The sequence below is a fragment of the Paraglaciecola sp. genome, from assembly GCF_030730205.1.
GTDB lineage: Bacteria > Pseudomonadota > Gammaproteobacteria > Enterobacterales > Alteromonadaceae > Paraglaciecola.
In genome coordinates this window covers 43,137-60,200 of record NZ_JANQVQ010000288.1, presented here as the reverse complement: position 1 = coordinate 60,200, position 17,064 = coordinate 43,137, and the positions used below count along the sequence as shown (strand labels likewise).

Annotated in this window: 13 protein-coding genes; 7 read left to right on the top strand and 6 right to left on the bottom strand. The window is 43.3% G+C overall.

The window, feature by feature from the left end; translation table 11 throughout:
* Positions 1-255 precede the first annotated feature (255 nt).
* Positions 256-1,836, top strand: a complete 1,581-nt coding sequence (gene guaA / locus NWQ57_RS18440; protein ID WP_306023639.1) for a glutamine-hydrolyzing GMP synthase — start codon at positions 256-258, stop codon at positions 1,834-1,836.
* Positions 1,837-2,084: 248 nt separating this feature from the next.
* Here guaA and NWQ57_RS18435 read toward each other — a convergent pair whose 3' ends face one another.
* Positions 2,085-4,157: a M13 family metallopeptidase gene (locus tag NWQ57_RS18435; RefSeq protein ID WP_306023638.1), complete on the bottom strand. Its 2,073-nt coding sequence runs from the start codon at positions 4,155-4,157 to the stop codon at positions 2,085-2,087.
* Positions 4,158-4,411: 254 nt separating this feature from the next.
* On the opposite strand from NWQ57_RS18435, the gene NWQ57_RS18430 reads away from it, so the two are divergent.
* The 5 genes from NWQ57_RS18430 (at position 4,412) to NWQ57_RS18410 (ending at position 8,947) form a co-directional block, all read left to right on the top strand.
* Positions 4,412-5,236, top strand: coding sequence for a phosphotransferase (locus NWQ57_RS18430; protein ID WP_306023637.1), 825 nt, complete (start codon positions 4,412-4,414; stop codon positions 5,234-5,236).
* 65 nt (positions 5,237-5,301) lie between these two features.
* Positions 5,302-6,294 (top strand): metal-dependent hydrolase, encoded by a 993-nt coding sequence (locus NWQ57_RS18425; RefSeq protein WP_306023636.1) that lies wholly within the window; start codon positions 5,302-5,304, stop codon positions 6,292-6,294.
* A gap of 218 nt (positions 6,295-6,512) precedes the next feature.
* Positions 6,513-6,719 carry a cold-shock protein gene (locus NWQ57_RS18420; protein WP_007104897.1) on the top strand — a complete coding sequence of 69 codons (207 nt, stop codon included), beginning with the start codon at positions 6,513-6,515 and terminating at the stop codon, positions 6,717-6,719.
* Between the two features lie 411 nt (positions 6,720-7,130).
* Positions 7,131-8,534, top strand: coding sequence for a diguanylate cyclase (locus tag NWQ57_RS18415; RefSeq protein WP_306023635.1), 1,404 nt, complete (start codon positions 7,131-7,133; stop codon positions 8,532-8,534).
* Between the two features lie 68 nt (positions 8,535-8,602).
* A complete protein-coding gene (locus NWQ57_RS18410) occupies positions 8,603-8,947 on the top strand; it encodes a DUF1801 domain-containing protein (protein WP_306023634.1) in 345 nt (114 codons plus the stop codon).
* Positions 8,948-8,978: 31 nt separating this feature from the next.
* Here NWQ57_RS18410 and NWQ57_RS18405 read toward each other — a convergent pair whose 3' ends face one another.
* Positions 8,979-9,911, bottom strand: a complete 933-nt coding sequence (locus tag NWQ57_RS18405) for a mechanosensitive ion channel family protein (protein WP_306023633.1) — start codon at positions 9,909-9,911, stop codon at positions 8,979-8,981.
* A gap of 307 nt (positions 9,912-10,218) precedes the next feature.
* Positions 10,219-10,977, bottom strand: coding sequence for an ABC transporter substrate-binding protein (locus NWQ57_RS18400; protein ID WP_306023632.1), 759 nt, complete (start codon positions 10,975-10,977; stop codon positions 10,219-10,221).
* 193 nt (positions 10,978-11,170) lie between these two features.
* On the opposite strand from NWQ57_RS18400, the gene NWQ57_RS18395 reads away from it, so the two are divergent.
* Entirely contained in the window at positions 11,171-11,473 is a 303-nt protein-coding gene (locus tag NWQ57_RS18395) for a YkgJ family cysteine cluster protein (protein WP_306023631.1), read from the top strand.
* On the opposite strand, the gene NWQ57_RS18390 is transcribed toward NWQ57_RS18395, so the two are convergent.
* The 3 genes from NWQ57_RS18390 to NWQ57_RS18380 all read right to left on the bottom strand — a co-directional run bounded on the left by NWQ57_RS18390 (position 11,470) and on the right by NWQ57_RS18380 (position 17,010).
* A complete protein-coding gene (locus tag NWQ57_RS18390; RefSeq protein WP_306023630.1) occupies positions 11,470-12,687 on the bottom strand; it encodes a methyltransferase in 1,218 nt (405 codons plus the stop codon). The genes NWQ57_RS18395 and NWQ57_RS18390 overlap by 4 nt on opposite strands.
* A complete protein-coding gene (locus NWQ57_RS18385; protein ID WP_306023629.1) occupies positions 12,684-14,078 on the bottom strand; it encodes an MFS transporter in 1,395 nt (464 codons plus the stop codon). Before NWQ57_RS18385 ends, NWQ57_RS18390 begins: the two co-directional genes overlap by 4 nt.
* Positions 14,079-14,145: 67 nt before the next feature.
* Positions 14,146-17,010, bottom strand: coding sequence for a TonB-dependent siderophore receptor (locus NWQ57_RS18380; RefSeq protein WP_306023628.1), 2,865 nt, complete (start codon positions 17,008-17,010; stop codon positions 14,146-14,148).
* Between the last annotated feature and the right edge of the window lie 54 nt (positions 17,011-17,064).

The following is a 17,064-nucleotide window of genomic DNA, read 5'->3' as shown; positions in this document are numbered from 1 at the left end:
TCCCATGTGCATGATGTAAGCATTACCAAAGAAGCGCCAAACTACCGATTAGGTTGATGCTGAGCATCCTAGAAGTGGCAGCAGCATTGTCGTCATTATGAATCCCTATCATGTATTATTTTTGCGTTCATGGGACTAAATAATTTGACGGCTTTGTTTTACATCCGTGCTGCAACTCCTATGATTGACAGCATTTACATTGTAATTAGGAATTGAGCGTTCTCAGTCCTTTTTTTTTTGCAAAAGAGTAACTACATGACCACGAATATCCATGACCAACGAATTTTGATCCTTGATTTTGGCTCGCAGTATACCCAGTTGATTGCGCGTCGTGTGCGTGAAATCGGTGTTTACTGTGAACTTTGGGCTTGGGATGTGAGCGAAGCACAAATTCGCGAATTTAATCCAAATGGTATTATTTTGTCTGGTGGTCCTGAATCAGTGCATGCAGCCGATTCGCCTCGGGCCCCACAATACGTATTTGAAGCAGGCGTACCCGTATTTGGGATTTGTTATGGTATGCAAACCATGGCAGAGCAACTCGGCGGCGCGGTACAAGGCTCTGACAAGCGTGAGTTTGGTTATGCTCAAGTCGAAGTTATCGCACCTGATATGGCATTATTGAATAACATCGAAGATCACATTGGCGGTAATGGCAATGCCTTACTGGATGTGTGGATGAGCCATGGCGATAAAGTGAGTGCGGCGCCTCCTGGATTTATTACGGCGGCAAAAACGGATAGCTGTCCGTTTGCGGCCTTTGTAAACCCTGAAAAACAATTTTACGGTGTACAATTTCACCCTGAAGTGACCCATACCCGTCAAGGTCAGCGCATCTTATCGCATTTTGTACTAGACATTTGTGGCTGTGAAAAACTATGGACTCCGGGCGCGATTATTGAAGATGCCGTTGCTCGTATGAAAGCGCAAATTGGCGACGATGAAGTGATTTTAGGTTTATCAGGCGGCGTTGACTCCTCTGTCGTAGCCATGCTGTTGCACCGCGCCATTGGCAAGCAACTTACCTGTGTTTTTGTCGACAATGGCTTGTTGCGTCTTAATGAAGGCAAACAAGTCATGGACATGTTTGGCGACCACTTTGGTTTAAATATTCGTAAAATTGAAGCCGAAGAGCGTTTCTTGTCTGCCTTGGCTGGCGTTGATGAACCAGAAGCTAAACGTAAAATTATTGGTCGGGTATTTGTTGAAGTATTTGACGAAGAATCGAAAAAGCTAGTGGATGCTAAATGGCTTGCCCAAGGAACTATTTACCCTGATGTCATTGAATCTGCTGGCTCTGCTACCGGTAAAGCCCATGTGATTAAATCTCACCATAATGTAGGCGGCTTACCCGCTGACATGAAAATGGGCCTTGTTGAACCACTGCGCGAATTGTTTAAAGACGAAGTCCGTAAAGTGGGCTTAGAGCTGGGTTTACCTTACGACATGTTATACCGTCATCCTTTCCCCGGACCGGGTTTAGGGGTGCGGGTATTAGGTGAAGTGAAAAAAGAATATTGCGATTTGTTACGCCGCGCGGATGCTATTTTTATTGAAGAGCTGCACAACGCGGACTTATACAATAAAGTCAGCCAAGCCTTTACGGTATTTTTGCCGGTTAAGTCGGTTGGCGTCATGGGCGATGCGCGCAAATACGATTGGGTTGTATCGCTTCGTGCGGTAGAAACCATCGACTTTATGACGGCACATTGGGCCCACTTACCTTATGACTTTTTGGGTAAAGTATCGAATCGTATTATTAATGAAATTGACGGGATTTCACGGGTCGTTTACGATATTTCAGGTAAACCACCTGCCACCATTGAATGGGAATAAGCATCTAAGCTTTAGTTGCTATTTACCTGATTAGATGTCATTAAACGTGCAGCTTCGGCTGCACGTTTTGCGTTAAGGCAAGCTGTTTTTTTAGGAGCGGTTTTGGCCGCGAACGTATTGTTGGTCGTTTTTTCTACTCGCCACATCCTTTTATCATCAACTCAGTCTCAACACTTCACTTTAGCCATATTGGGCGCCAAATTAGCATGTTAAAAAAGCGCCGAAGCGCTTTTTACGTCAAGCTTGCCTTACCAAATTCTAACTCGTTGTTCAGGTGCGAGGTAAAGGGCATCCCCTTCTTTTACGTCAAATGCGCTATACCATGCATCGTGGTTACGAGGTGCTAAGGCCCTAAATTTGCCTGGTGCATGGGTGCCTGCTTTAAGCTGCGATAGCATACTTTGCTCGGTCCGTTTTTCACGCCAGACTTGCGCCCAAGCTAAGAAAAAACGTTGATCTCCAGTAGTGCCATCAATTATCGGGGCTTCCTGTGAATTCAAGCTTAGTTTGTAGGCATGATAGGCCATCGCTAAGCCACCCACATCACCAATGTTTTCTCCTAAACTATTGCGGCCATTAACAAAATTTCCTTCTATGGGTTCGTAAGCGCTGTATTGCGCGGCGAGGGCATCTGCTTTGAGTTCAAATGCGGCCCTATCTTGGTCTGTCCACCAGTTTTGTTGAATACCGTTGGCATCAGACTTAGAACCTTGGTCATCAAAGCCGTGGCCCATTTCATGACCAATAACGGCGCCTATCGCACCGTAGTTAACGGCAGGATCGGCATTGGGATCAAAGAAAGGCGGCTGTAAAATTGCGGCAGGGAATACGATTTCATTGAAAGAACTATTGTAATACGCGTTTACACGTTGCGGTGCCATACCCCAGCGCTCCCGATCGGTTTTTGCTAGTTCTTTAGCGGCACTGTCACTTCTAAAGAATTGGCGCATACGCACTACATTTCCCACTAAGTCGTCAGCTTTGATGTCGAGACCCGTAAAACTTTGCCAGACATCGGGGTAAGCGATTTTAGGATTAAAGGCAGCTAATTTTGCTTGAGCATTGACTTTGGTCGCTTCGCTCATCCAGTCTAGGTTTTCGATACGTTCGCCCAAGGCTTTGCGCAGGTTTTCTACCAGTTCAGCCATTTGCGCTTTTGAACTAGCGGGAAAGTGTTTTTCCACATAGGTTTTGCCAATGGCGAATCCTAAAGATTGGGTACCAGACATCTCGGATATTGCTCGTTTCCATCTAGGACGCGGCTCTTGTTGACCGTTTAAGGTTTTTCCGTAGAAATCGAAATTGGCATTAAAAATATCGTCTGACAGCAAGTCGGCATGATTAGAAATAGTGTGATAGGTAAGATAGTCTTTCCAAACGCTTAACGGTTCATTGTTAATGATGTTGATAACATTTTTGATGGGCTCAGGCTGAGATACATTTAGGTGAGGAACTTGATATTCAGTTTGCGCAAAATAGTTATCCCAAGCAAAGTTGGGGTATTCGCTAGACAGATTTGCTCGCTCTATTTGGTTTAAGCTTAAATCGCGGTTTCTACGTTTTTCTCGTGGCCATTGTGCTTCGGCAATTTTGGTTTCAAGCGCCAAGATGTGTTTTGCTCTATCTGCGGCATTTTCTACATTGGCAAAATTCAGCATTTGCTCGATGTGCTGCACATAGGCGGCCCTAATGCTAATAAAGCGTTCGTTATCTTCTAAATAATAAGAGCGGTCTGGCATGCCTAAGCCACTAACCGCAATAGACATTTGATACTGGTTTGGATCAAGCCGGTTAAAGCCCATACCGCCAGAAATCGGGCTCACTGAACCATCTAACCATGCTCGGCCAAAAGCCTCAGTGAGTTGTGGCATTGTGCTGATGTTATTGAGTTTATCCAGTACCGGCTGAATGGGGGTAATACCTGCTTGATTGATTTGTTCTGCATTCATAAAAGACGCGTAGAAATCAGCAATCATCTGCTGTTCATCACTTAATTCTGACGCCATACTGATTTCTTCGATGATGGCTTTAATTTGGGTTTCGCTTTGTTCTGCTAATTTATCAAATGCGCCATACCGCGTTTTATCGCTGGGCATGTCAAAGTTTTTGTACCACGTCCCTCCTGCATATTGGAAAAAATCATCACCAGGTTTAATTGTCTCATCACGTGCATCTAACTCGATACCAAAACGTCCGAGTTGGGCGCTAGTAGTCTCGGTTGCAGCTGGCAGTGAAACGGTTTGGCTTTGTTTCGTGGGTTGACTGCATGCACTGAGTAACAATAGGCTAGCGACGCTTGCAGCAAGTATCGTTTTTTTCATAGAACCCCTGTTTTTTGTAATTTATGGTATTTTGTTAACGTAAATTAACCTAATTAAGGTCATTTTACTTATAGTTTTATTTATTAATCAGTCAGTTACCCTATTAGGCAAATATGTATTCATCCTTAGACCAACTGCTTCGTGAGTATTTTGACGATAATCATCTGTGTAAGCGCAAGATTCTGCAGCGCTTATGGAGCAACTACGGTGAAATTGCTCGTTACTTTAGCCCCAAACTTAATAGGAGCATAATAGTGAAGCATGTTAAACCGCCCTCAGAAGTGCTTCATCCTCGGGGGTGGCATAGTGATGTGAGTCATCAGCGCAAAGTGACTTCCTATGCTGTAGAAGCTAATTTTTATCAATCTTTTGCCTCTTTTTGTGACGAAGCGTGTTACGTGCCGCAATTTGTCGGTTTAATACAGTGCTCTGAGCAAGGTGAGCAACAGACACTTATTATGGAAGACCTCGACACCACAGGTTTTAACCGAGTACACCACAAAATAAACGAGATCCAAATAAAAGCGGTGCTGAGTTGGTTAGCTCATTTTCATGGGCGTTTTATTAATACCGAAACGCCCGGCTTATGGCCAATAGGTAGCTATTGGCACTTTGCCACGCGTCAAGATGAATACCAAGCAATGCCAAAAGGAATGCTAAAAGACAATGCAAAATATATTGCCGATACCATAGAAGCTGCACGCTTTCGTACCTTAGTGCATGGTGACGCTAAGTTGGCCAATTTTTGTTTCAGTCAAAGCAATGCTGTCGCGGCAGTGGATTTTCAATACGTCGGTACAGGGGTAGGGGTTAAAGACGTGATGTACTTTTTAGGAAGCTGCTTGCAAGACAAACAGTTATGGGCCTTACATGATCAATTTATCGATTACTATTTTTCAGTGCTTAAGCAGGTGATGAGCCAATACAGTCAAACTGAGTTTGAGCATCTAGAGCAAGAATGGCGTGCGCTTATTCCTTTTGTATGGGCTGATTTTCATCGCTTTTTGTTAGGTTGGAGTGCTGAACATCCTAAAATTAATGACTTTATGCACACGCAAACAGCCTTAGCGTTGGAATAATGAACTTATACAAACTAACCGTCGTTGTTAGCTAGTAATTAATCATAGTGAAGATGGAGTGGGCTTTGGATTCTTTGACACAAATCGTTTTGGGAGCATCCGTTGCTGCAGTGTGCGTACCGCAAGGTGCTAAACGTAAGGCAGCGATAATGGGTGCTGCGCTAGGTACGTTACCAGACCTCGATGTTTTTATTGATTACGGTGATGCGGTGACGAACTTTACTTATCATCGTGGATTCAGTCATTCCTTATTTGTTTTAATACCTGTCTCGTTAGTGCTTTGGACTCTGCTTAAACGCTGGTATCGCCCTGTGCAAGAGGCGCCTTACGCCTGGTTTGCTGCGATTTTTTTGGCCTTAATCACTCACCCTGTATTAGATGCCCATACCGCTTATGGTACCCAGCTGTTTTGGCCCTTAAGTTCTCCCCCCGTGTCTTGGAGCACCATATTTATTATTGACCCGCTTTATACCTTGCCCTTATTAGTAGGAACCTTATTTATTTTAATTAAACCTAGGGCTTCTATTTCGCCTAAGGTTTTAGCAGCAGGGGTTGCCCTCAGTTCTGTCTATTTAATGTGGACATGGGCCGCTAAATTTTTTGTCGATCAGCAGGTATTGGTTTCAACCAAACAAAATCAAACACAGATATTCAGCACCCCCACGCCTTTTAATTCGCTACTATGGCGTGTGGTTGTATTGCAAGATACCCATTATTTAGAGGGCTTTTATTCCTTGTTAGAATCTGACCAAGCCATCGAATTTAACCGTTTTAAACTGAATAATGACTTATTGAACCAGGCCAAAGACTTAAATGCAGTGAAGCGTTTGGCGTGGTTTACTCATGGTTTTATGCAAAGTGAGATAATAGAGGGCCAATTAGTAGTGTCTGATATTAGAATGGGGTTTTCTGATAATTATGTATTTAACCATGCGGTAGCAGAGCTTAACGTATCGCAGTTCTCTGAAATCGACAGTGTCTTGTTACCTTATCAGTTTAAGTCGCAAGACTTGGATTTCGTTTGGCGGACCTTAACAAGAAAAAGCAAACAGAATTAAACGAGCCTTTTGCTTCACCTATCTGGCAAATATACTGGGATTTTTATAGGAAAGGAGGATTTGTTGTTGTTTTGGCAACTAATTACCAGATAGTGAAGTTAGTTGTATTGCTTAAGCCCTAATGCGTGTAAGCTACGCCCCATCAGTTTCTGGGTATGCGGATTGGTGAGTTCGGATACTATTAAACAACATTTCACCAAATTAAAAGAGTAAATTAAATGAGTAAAGGTACAGTTAAGTGGTTCAACGCAGATAAAGGTTTCGGCTTTATTACTCCTGAAGATGGCGGTAAGGACCTTTTCGTTCACCACTCTGAAATTCAAGCTGGTGGCCAGTTCGCCTCTTTGAACGATGGTCAAGCGGTTGAATTTGAAGTTGGCCAGGGTCAAAAAGGCCCATGTGCAAACAAAGTTGTTGCAATCTAATTTGACGATACAAGGGCTTTTGGGCGCTTGAATGATAAAACGGCTGCGTAAAGACGATTTACAAAGCTAATTTGATTGAATACAAAGGGTGCTGGTTTGGTTATACCGCTTCATTGAGTGGGTATAGTGGCCACAGCACCTTTTTTGTTAAAGGCCAGTGATCCTTGGCTCACTTCTCATCCACTCATTACCACTCTCTAGCGCCAGCCTACTATTAACCTTTGCGTGATTCAGCCAGATTGACGCTGGTGTAAAATAGTTCTCTCCTGTTTTCTATTTCTGTTAACTACATACAAATGGCATTGATTTACATCAAAATTTATTTTTAAAAATACCTCGGCTATGTCGATTTTTGGTCTACTCTTCGTTTTAGCGGTTTCCATTGACTTTTAACTAGCAAAAGGATGTCTGATGGGGAATTTTGAAAGTCCAATTCTAAAAAATCTGCTCGAAAATGCTAATATTGCCGTTGTGATACATCGGTGGGACACCTCGGTGGTTTATGCTAATCCAACCGCTTTGCGTTTGCTGCGACTTACTCATGAGCAAATCTTAGGGAAAGATGCTCTTGATCCTGTATGGCGCTTTATTGATGAAGACAAACATCCTTTGTCCAGTGACCAATTTCCTGTCACACAGGTAAAGCGATTTAAAGGACCTGTGAATAATATGATTATGGGGGTGATAGACAGTGCTCAAGTAAAACCGTCTTGGTTTATGGTCAATGCCTATCCTGAAATAGCGAGTAAAGAAAAAGACAGTTTTATTGTTATTACCTTTAGCGATATTACCGAGCAGAAAGGCTTGTTCTCGTTTAAAGCTATTGCAGATAATTCTGCCGAAATAGTGATTGTTACTGAAGCGGACGATCTGGCTGCGCCATTGGGGCCTCGCATTGTCTACGTAAACGAGGCTTTTGTGAAACTGACAGGCTATAGCCGCGAGGAAGCAATAGGTGAGACGCCTCGAATACTGCAAGGCAAAGAAACTGATCCGGCAGAGCTTAAGCGCATCAGTACAGCGCTAAAAAATCGTTCAAGTGTGTCAGCTAAAGTACGTAACTACACAAAAACGGGTCACCCTTACTGGTTGGACATTAATATTTTCCCTTTAACGAATCGCTATAATGAAGTGACGCATTTTGCGGCAATTCAAAGAGATATCACCCAAGAAATTTATAGTGCCGAGCAATTAGAAAGCAATAACAAGAAGCTTAAAGAGCTAAAAGTTGATCTTGAGAGGTTAATAAGAGAAAGAACAATTGAGCTACATGATGCCAATAAAAAACTCTTTCAATATGCCTACTACGACGTATTAACGCAAATTCCGAATCGAAGATGCTTTTTAGACCAAGCAGAAAAACTACTTAGTAGAGCCAAACGAGGGAGCATGTTTTTTTTGGTCGGTATCGTGGATGTCGATTATTTTAAAAACATTAACGATACCTTTGGCCATGATATGGGCGACAAAGTGCTGATAAAGGTAGCTGAGTGTTTTTCTTTGTTCTTTAGACAAGAAGATGTCTTCGGTCGTTACGGTGGAGAAGAGTTTGGCTTTTGTATATTACTAGAAGACGACTCTCAGGCAGTTGGTATTTGTGAGCGATTAAGAGTGAGTATTTCAGCACTTTGTTTTACCTCAGAAACACATGAAAACTTTACTATCACTGCGAGCATTGGGGTATGTGTCAGTGAGGCAACGCCCTCGCTCTCGGTTGATACTCAGCTCAAGAAGGCTGATATCGCGCTTTACAAGGCCAAAGGGGATGGCAGAAATAAGGTTGAAGTGATGTTAGTTAGCGCAATAGAAAAATAAGATGGATGATGAATAAACAGGTGCTAAGTACATTAAGTTGTCACCCAAACTCGGTTCAAACAACCCTAATGCAACTTAGAGCTATTATTTTCGATGTCGCGGCATCTCACCAACTAGGTGAAGTGCACGAGAGCATCAAGTGGGGTGAGCCAAGTTATAGCGTCAAAGGCGGTACGCCAGTTTGCATGGGCTGGAAAGCCACTACTCCACAACAATGTTTCCTGTTTTTTAATTGCCACACTTCCCTGGTTGAGACCTTTCGAGAACGTTATGCCGATCTGCTAATTTTGCAAGGCAATCGAGCTATTGTGCTCAATCTCAACTCTCCTATTCCCGCATTAATATTCCGCCAATGTGTGAAAATGGCATTCACTTACAAAACCATCAAGCACTTACCTCACTTGGGAAACTAAACGCGAATAATCAAAGCCAGATGATGCCCACTTACTTGGCAGATTCATCTGGTTTTATTTTGGCTTGAGCCACTTTGCTCGACAACATAGTATCAAGCTTTTCACCGCCCTTAGCCCCAAAATCAAGGGTTCTGATGGGGAAGGGGATAAGAATGTCAGCGTCTTCTAACGCTTTTTTGATTGTTACTATGGCTGTATGTCTTGCTTGCATGTAACCCGTTTCGCCCGGATAGTCTATCCAAAACCACACTAATAAATTGATACTGCTGTCGCCGAACCCTTCAGCGTACACTGCGGTTTCTTCCTTTTTAATGACGAAATCCAGCTCATTCACTTTTTCCACAATCAACTCTGCGGCCTTTTGAGGTTCGTCTCCATAGGATATACCTACTGGAACCTCAATTCGGCGGATCCCTAATACTGAATAATTGGTTAAGGTTTCCCTAAACAAAATTTTGTTGGGAACAATTTTGAGTTGGCCAAAAAATGTTTCAACTAAGGTATTGCGTAAATTAATGGTTCTTACATTACCAAAGACATCATCAGCTTTAACCACATCACCTATTTTAAAAGGTTTTCGGATCCCCATGGCAATGCCTGCAATCAGATTCTCCGTCATGTCTTGAAAGGCAAATCCAATGGCCAAGCCTACAATTCCTGCTCCCGCCAATAGTGATGTTACGGTGCCAGACAAACCTAAAAAATCTAGCGCGATAAATAGGCCTATTACTAATACGATAATTCTGAATATGGAGGCTAGCAAGTCGGCAATTTGGCGGGATTCTAGAGTTGAGTGGAGCAGTTTTCGTAATGCATTACTCGCGACACGAGATATGAAGGCAAAACTAATGGCAATAAATAAGGCCACTACGAAATTGGGTAGATTTTTTATACTGACTTCTAACCACAGCTGCAATTTTTCATTGATGAGGTGCCAAAATTTATCTAGTGCTTCAAATTTCATTGTTTTTCCTATCGTCGTCTCTAGTGCTTGGGCCAAATGGTGCTTACAAGCCAATTTGAAAGGCTTGCATAAATTGACTCTTGGTTTTTATCTCTGACGACAAGGCATTCAAATCATGTACCAGCCCTTTATTCCTCATTTTAAAAGGGCTTGAGCCAATAAATCACTTTTAGCTTTGCTTGAAAAATGAAATATTTACAAAGCACTGTGCAATATACACAAGTTGAAATCCTTAGGTATTTTTGCAATGGGCCAAAGTGTAGGACACTTTTAAGGGGGTAAATACAGGCTAACCCTGATTGAGTGCTTAGGGGTGGGGATTTACAAGTGTGAGACAGGGGGTCTCAAGTGGAAAATTAGGGCTTGTTGCGTGGCTTGCTAAAGACTTTTCGGCTTTTCCACTGTTTTTAAAAACGTGCAAGTACTGGTCGATAACAGATTTAACCTCAGTAAATTCGGGGCGCATCACAAAGTACAGATTAACCATGCTGGTAGGTTGCGGACTTTGATACACTTTAATATCGCAATATGTCTGCTTTGAAAATATCTCAGCCGCATTGTAGTTGTTCATAGCCATATAATCACAGCGACCATTTTTAAACATTGTGGCCATGGTCTGCTGATCACTGGCATCAACGCGCTTTATTTTTTTCTCTGCAAAAGAGTCAGTTAAGCCGCTATAGATAAAGTTTTGGTGGGTGCAAATAAGTTTATTGTTCAAGTTAGTCGTAGAAAACGATTCATCGAACGGACTGAGGCTATACAAGTACGTCGCGTGTTGAATTATTGGCTCACTAAAAATGAATTTATCCGCTTGGGCCAACCATGCTTTATTAGCCAAGTAGATATCTGCTTTACCACTTAATAAAAATTGTTCACTGCGCATTTGGTTAGAATCAATGTATTCGGTATCAAATAGTCCTTGCTCGTGCAATTGAACAAAAAAGTCGACGACCAAACCTGCATATTTTTGATTTTTTGCATCGAAGTACAAATAAGGCATTGAACCTGGAGAGTTAACTGATATTACGAGGTGTTTGTTTGTTGCTGAATAAACATCAGACACGCAGCTTGCATATAAACTAAAGAGCAGTATTGTTTTTAATAGGTAAGGGTGAAACACGTGCGCTGCTACTATCGTCGCTTAGTTGTCATGATATTACATATTACTGAGCATAAGACCTTGATACAACCACGAAATTCACTCCTTACAGGGTATTTGCGTTAACATAGCGCTTCACTCAGGTTACGAATTAATTATGACAATAGAATATAGTGTCCTTCCAGACCCCACCATCACCTGCCAAAACTGCCAAGCCTGTTGTTGTCGACTTGAAGTTAGATTGTTGACTGATACTGGCGTCCCTCAGTATTTTATTACTGAAAATGCCCATCATGTAGAGGTCATGAAGCGTCATGCTGACGGCTGGTGTGCAGCGCTGGATCGCAATACCCTAATGTGTACTATATATGCTTACAGGCCCTTAGTTTGCAGAGAATTTGAAATGGGCTCCTATGAATGTAAGATTGAACGAGCAGAGGTTTTAGGTATCACCGATTAGATTGAATAAGGCTGAAGATTAGCCTTTAAAGTGGCTTGAATAAGAATGTTACGAGGGGTCACTGCAGGTGAGCAGAACCGAGTAACACTCACCTTATAACCCTGTTCTTCAAGCATCAGAGCGCGATCGAGGGCCAGCCATACTTCGATGGGCCGTCTAAATAAAAACCGCACTAAATCTAAGGCTGAAACTTGTTTAAAGCGGGTTTCACCTTGTTGTAAGTAGTCATTCCAATCAATGTTTAGTGGTAACTCAATATTGACTAAGTGGGCACAGTGGCGGCAAAAGTCACTAAATTCAGCCTTGGCCCAACTCATCGGTAGGGAAGGGACAGACAAAAATTCATTCTTAGCCAGTAAAACCCGTTGCAAACAGTCAAAACCCAGTCGCATGATTTGCAATTGCTTGCGTTGCCTTTGCACTGTGGCCCCAGCGGTTACGGTTTCCATAACAGCGGTATGCAGTTCAGTCTTGTTAAGTCCTAAATCCAAGGAGCGGCCGAGAGTGGATAAGGGCTGATAGACTGTCCCGCGGCGTTTATGGTAACAGCAGGGGGCAAGGTGTAACGCATTTACGTTGTGCGCAATACTCAGTTGCAATAAGTGCTCGTGCAGTTCACCACAGGCATGTAAGGCCACCACATGTTGCGATTGTCGTAAATATTGCTCAGCCTCAGGATTCAGTACGTCAATGCAGTGAGAATGCAGCGGTACATTGTGCTGCTGAGCCCTTTGATTGGCTTGTTCAACTAGGTTTGAGTCCCATTCTAGTGCCTCTATCTTCGATTTATGCACATGTTGTAAATAAAATCCCAAATGGGATTTACCTGCACACCATTCAGTAATACTGGGTGAGGTGTGGTCCATGCTCTGCGTAAACGCTTTAATTTGCTGCCACTTCCGCCCCGGTATGCCAGCATAAAAATGGGGAGAAACATCGGATAAGGTTTTTACAGGGGCCAGCTCAAGTTGAGATAAGGCAAAAAGTGCTGGTGCTGCGGGAATATTGTCGGATAAAAACGCTGTTAGTGTCTCAGAGCAGCCAGCTAACTGGTCTATTTGGTCGTGGGATAAGGCGTATAAGCGCTTAACTAAATCAGGGTGTTCAGTCATCCATGCTAGGGTGTTATGATAAAACGCAACGGGTCGCCAAAAATGCTGGTGATGTAACAGTTGCTCACTGAGTTGCTGGAACATAGTGACGTGCTGACTCATTGTTGTGGCTGATTACTTTTAGTTTCTCGTCCCCTAAAAGCAGAGAAAAAACTAGCCAGTACAACGCAACCCACTGATATGTATAAAGACAATGAGATGGTATTCAACAATGCAGGATATTGTTGTTCAGTGAGTCTCGCATCCCCAAGATACAAATGAACGAGCAAATTAACTACACTCATTCCCACTAGATTTCCGATGGTACGCGATAAATTCATACTGGCAGATGCCACACCTAGTTCTCGACTATTGACCGCGCCCATGATGGCATTATTGTTGGGCGTAGAAAATAAACCAAAGCCTAGGCCAATTAACAATAATGAGGCGCCAATATAGGTGGCTGAGGTATTGATCCCGATTTGACTGAGAATAATAAAGCCTAATGCCACAATCGCACAGCCCGCTGAAGCGATTTTTCGCGGTTGCACACGGTCAGAGAATTTACCCGCAAAAGGCGCAACGATAGCCATAGAAAAAGCCTGTAAAAGAATAATTTGACCAGCATGGGCGGGACTAAACCCTTTTACATACTGCAAATACAAGCTCAGCAAAAAAGACAGGGGGTAAACACTGGCGTACATTAAAAACGATGTGCTCAAAGACATCGAAAACACCCGACTCTCACGAAACATTTGCACCCTGATTAGAGGTTCTGAATGGCGGCTTTGATGAAACACGAATAGCACCATGGTTGCAATGGCCACAGCCAATAAACCAAATCCTAACACGCTAGGCAGCAAACTCAGACCAAACACGAGGGCACTGGTGGAAATGGCGAAAATGCTGGTGCCACGCCAATCAAATTTTGAATGGCGTGCTGATTTCCACTCACCTTTAAGGCCTAATTTGATCACGAGTATTAACAAACACACTAAGGGGACTTGAAACAAAAACACCGCTCGCCAGCCCCATAATTCGGTCAGCCATCCGCCAATAGCAGGTGCCACCGTTAAACCTACATAAACGCAGGTGGCCGCTAATCCAAGCGCAAACCCTCGTTTATCGGCAGGGGTCACTGAACTTAGAATTGCCACCCCGGTACCAAAAATCATCGCCGATGCGGCACCTTGTACAAAGCGCCAAAACAAGACCCACTCGATCACGTCAGCCCAAGCACACATTAACGACGACAGTGCGTTTAGAAGCAAACCATAGGTATAAATACGTTTCCGGCCGTAATTGTCTGCCAATTTTCCAAAAGGCAACATGAACGCCACATTGCTAAGAAGAAAAATGGTGGGTAACCAGCCGACTAATCTCGCATTTGCATGTAAGTCTGCTGCCAGATCAGGAATGGCAATATTGACCGAAGCCATACCCAGTGGACCGATAAAGGAACCAAGGCACACAACAATCAGTGCAATAGTGGTAGCTGGAAGTGGTTTAAACAAAGTGTCAGTGGCCTAGTTGATAGCACAAAGAAGTAAAGTGTACCTAAGCACTAAGTCTGTTACACGGTTAATATTCATAAATTGCACGTAAATAATAGAAGCCGCCGCTCAATCCCTGAGGCGCTGTTGCTGGGTATTTAGCGCCTGCAACATCCGCATAGGGATTGCTATCTGCTCTATCATCAAACAAATTTTTGGCTCCCACCGATAGACGAAAATGTCGATGTAAATAGTAGCTCAAGTCCACATCTAAGGTGATTTCTGAACCAGCCTCAATATCATAACCCGCAGCAGCGTTGAGATGATCTTCATAATATCCACCGTAATAATTCAATTGTAAATTACTACTGAATTGCTTGAAGCTTTGCTCAAGGGTGACACTAGCACGTTGGCTGGGTAGGTTGTCTTCCAGCATTTTAATGCGCTGAGGCGTTAAATTACTAGAAAGAATGATTTCGCCGTTTTCTGCAGTCAAGGGGTAGGTGTTCACGCGATCTATTTGGGTATCCGTCCAATTATAGATGAGTCCCACACGACTGCGCGCACCTAACAAGGTGGTGTCGTAATGCATCACTAGGTCTATACCTTGAGTCGTGCTATCAAAATCGTTAGTAAAAAATTTGGCACTGCCGTAATTGCTCGCTTCTGTAATGCCATTAGCCAGAAGCGAGGCTATGTCGTCACTACTTAAATATAAAGGCGATGTGGTACTGATTCGGTCGTTTAAGCGGATCCTAAAATAGTCCAAGGTAATAAATAAATTTTCAGTGGGCTGACTCACTAAACCCAAGCTGGTATTTATCGATTTTTCAGCTTTTAAAGGTTGCGCACCTAACTGAGCAGAAATAGGGTGAGTTGGCGGCAGCGTTGACTGATCTTCCAAGCCTTTGGGAGAAAATGCAGTTGTTACATTCACAACATTACTTTGACCGACCGTTGGGGCTTTAAAGCCACTACTAATAGAGCCTCTAACCTTAACCCTATCGTTAATTGGTGTAAGCAACGAGAATTTGCCATCTAAGGTTGTGCCAAAATCAGTGAAGTCTTCGAAGCGCATGGCCAAACCGAGCAAAGTTTGCTGATACTTCAGTTCTGCGTCGCTATAAATGGCCCAGTTGCTGCGTTGCCAGCTTCCTGCAGATTTAGGGCTATAGCCAGGAAAGCCATTGGAGCCAGCACTGAATCCTTGCGACAAACCAGTAGCGGGGTCGTAAGCAAATTGACCAATTTGATAAGAGGCTAAATCTCCGACTTTTTGTCTATATCTTTCACGGCGCCACTCTAAGCCAGCGGCAATCGTTAACACGGCATCGTCATTGAGCTCATAAGGCTTAAATACATCAAAATTAAGAGTGCGTTCGTATTGTGTGGCCGTGCCGGGGGAAAATTCGCTAGGCGAGTAAATACCCAATGAGGGGTTAACCGTTTGGCTAATATGATAGGAAATTTCTGAATAGCCTAAACCAGCACTGAGATCATAGTTCCAATTATTTGTTGTTTGCCCTTTTAGGCCGGCTACCATCGCGCCATCTCGCACCGTACCGCCAAACTGAGGCGTAAACCCGCCAGGATATATCTCATTAAAAGCAAAGCAATTCGCGCCGACGGCTGTTGTGTTATCGGCAATTAAGCCATAATTTGCATCATCAAGTACGTTATCATCCGCTAAATAAATAATAGGGCAGCTAATACCCTGTCCCAGTCCATCTAAATCAGCAACGAGCAATTGATGCATGCCACTGCTGTCTGGCTCACTTTCAAACACGCCCTGACGAGTTTGTGGATTACGAAAATAAAAGCCACCCTCTATGCGCCGCTCAGAGGTATTGGTAAAAAGATACAGTTCTTTTTCATCAAGCTGATAGCCTACGTTTGCCGCAAATTTGGCATCGTAATGCAAGGTAGGAATGCCCCATTGTTGGGCTGGTGTGTTAACTGCTGTATTACCTGCATTAATAAGCGCAGCGGCATCAGAGCGTTGTACACTATTAGAGGTGGCTTCTTGCTGTTTATATTCAGCACTGATATGTGCAAACCCTTTGTCGTTTAATGAAAAGCCTACGTCTCCTAACAATTGCAGTAATTCACCATCGCCTTGGCCGTAAGACCCAATACGCGCCTCAAACCGACCACCTGCATCACTGTCGTTTAATTCAAAGTTAATGACCCCTGCGATTGCATCTGAGCCATATTGTGCGGCCGCTCCATCGCGCAAAATTTCGACTTGTTTGATTGATGAGACCGGAATTGTTGATAAATCTACGCCTTGTGCACCGTCAGATAAGGCGCCTCCTAAAAAAGTAATTGCTGCTGAGCGATGCCTTCGTTTACCGTTAATCAGCACAAGCGTGTGATCAGAAGCCATGCCTCTTAAATTAGAGGGGCGGACTAATGTTGATGCGTCGTTTATCGGTTGGTCGTTGACATTGAATGACGGCACAAGGGCGGCGAGCATTGAATTGATATCAGTAGAGCCTTGCCGAGTCAATTTTTCAACATTTAAAATATCCAAAGGAACGGCTGAGTCAATGATGGATCGAGCCGACGAGCGACTGCCTAAAATGGCAATCGTTTCAATACTTTGTGTATCAACAAATTCAGTTTGTTGAACGCTTTGCGCTGACTCTTTAGTTTGCACTTCTACAAAACGAATAGGCTTAACGCTGAAACTACCGTCTTGCTCTTTGACGGGGTATAAGCCCGTACCTTCGAGTAATTTAACGATACCGATGGTTAAACTGTATTCACCCACTACGCTATTGGCTGTTTCTAGTTCGGCGATGTCGATGGGAAACAATAATGTGGTGTTTGCTTGTTTTGCAAATAAGGTTAGCGCTTTGTCTGCTTGCTGTGCAGGGATGTTAAATTGATAAACGCCTTCTGCAGATACATAAGATGAAAACAACAACAGTATGTAGAAAACATGGCGCATATCGAATAATAATGAAATTTAATTGCAGCGATTTTGGCAGTTTAGCACGCTTCG

Coding starts and splice junctions, on each gene's coding strand:
- guaA (WP_306023639.1), top strand. CDS start 256: ATGACCACGAATATCCATGACCAACGAATTTTGATCCTTGATTTTGGC.
- NWQ57_RS18435 (WP_306023638.1), bottom strand. CDS start 4,157: ATGAAAAAAACGATACTTGCTGCAAGCGTCGCTAGCCTATTGTTACTC.
- NWQ57_RS18420 (WP_007104897.1), top strand. CDS start 6,513: ATGAGTAAAGGTACAGTTAAGTGGTTCAACGCAGATAAAGGTTTCGGC.
- NWQ57_RS18415 (WP_306023635.1), top strand. CDS start 7,131: ATGGGGAATTTTGAAAGTCCAATTCTAAAAAATCTGCTCGAAAATGCT.
- NWQ57_RS18410 (WP_306023634.1), top strand. CDS start 8,603: ATGCAACTTAGAGCTATTATTTTCGATGTCGCGGCATCTCACCAACTA.
- NWQ57_RS18405 (WP_306023633.1), bottom strand. CDS start 9,911: ATGAAATTTGAAGCACTAGATAAATTTTGGCACCTCATCAATGAAAAA.
- NWQ57_RS18395 (WP_306023631.1), top strand. CDS start 11,171: ATGACAATAGAATATAGTGTCCTTCCAGACCCCACCATCACCTGCCAA.
- NWQ57_RS18390 (WP_306023630.1), bottom strand. CDS start 12,687: ATGAGTCAGCACGTCACTATGTTCCAGCAACTCAGTGAGCAACTGTTA.
- NWQ57_RS18380 (WP_306023628.1), bottom strand. CDS start 17,010: ATGCGCCATGTTTTCTACATACTGTTGTTGTTTTCATCTTATGTATCT.